Genomic DNA, 1,134 nt, shown 5'->3' with positions numbered 1-1,134 from the left:
CCCCAAGGGGGAGGAGGAGGCGCCACAGCTTCCAAGGGCGGAGCAAAACCTACCTCATCGTCATCAGCAAATCCCAAAGGAATCGAAGGCGGGGAAGCGGCGGCGACCGAATCCCCCTCCCCCTTGTGGGGAGGGGCTAGGGGTGGGGGTACGGCGCCGACATCTCAAGTTGCCACGCCCGCCGGCGCACGGCGTCCCGAGGGCGAAAGACCGCTGGCTTCGCCTGCCGTGCGTCTGCGGGCAAAGGAAGCCGGCATCGATCTCAGGCAGGTTGCGGGATCCGGCCCTGCCGGCCGCATCGGCCATGAGGACATCGAAGCGTTCCTGGCGCGCGGGCCGCAGGTTGCCAGGACATCCGGCCTCGCCCGCAACGATGCGATCCAGGATATCAAGGTGGTGGGCTTGCGGCGCAAGATCGCCGAGAAGATGTCGCTGTCGAAATCGCGCATCCCGCACATCACCTATGTCGAGGAGGTCGACGTCACCGCGCTGGAGGAATTGCGCGCCGCGCTCAACAAGGAGAAGCGCCCAGGTAAGGGTGGCGTGGAGCGGCCGAAGCTGACGCTGCTGCCGTTCCTGATGCGGGCCATGGTCAAGGCGATAGCGGACCAGCCCAATCTCAATTCGCTGTTCGACGACGAGGCCGGCATCATCCACCAGCATGGCGGCATCAATATCGGCATTGCCGCGCAGACGCCGACGGGGCTGGTGGTGCCTGTGGTCAAGCATGCCGAGGCGCGCGATATCTGGGAGTGCGGCGCAGAAATCATCAGGCTGGCCGAGGCGGCCAAGTCCGGCACGGCGACACGCGACGAGCTGTCTGGCTCGACCATCACCATCACTTCGCTCGGCGCCATGGGTGGCATGGCGACGACACCGGTCATCAATCATCCCGAAGTGGCGATCATCGGCGTCAACAAGATGATGGTGCGGCCGGTGTGGGACGGCACCCAGTTCATGCCGCGCAAGATGATGAACCTGTCGTCGAGCTTCGACCATCGGGTGATCGACGGCTGGGACGCGGCGGTGTTCATCCAGCGGATAAAGACGCTGCTGGAAACGCCGGCGCTGATCTTTGTGGATTGAGGGGCGGGACAATCGAGATGCCGGCGGGACAGCGCCCCCCTCTGCCTT

Annotated in this window: 1 protein-coding gene; it reads left to right on the top strand. The window is 65.1% G+C overall.

The genetic code is table 11. From position 1 onward, the window contains the following. The coding region (locus EN750_RS35505) for a dihydrolipoamide acetyltransferase family protein (RefSeq protein WP_245482906.1) at positions 1 to 1,086 on the top strand (1,086 nt) is incomplete at its 5' end. Positions 1,087 to 1,134 lie beyond the last annotated feature (48 nt).

This window comes from Mesorhizobium sp. M7A.F.Ca.ET.027.03.2.1 (assembly GCF_003999175.1).
Classification (GTDB): Bacteria; Pseudomonadota; Alphaproteobacteria; order Rhizobiales; family Rhizobiaceae; genus Mesorhizobium.
This window is presented reverse-complemented; position numbering and strand designations above follow the sequence as displayed.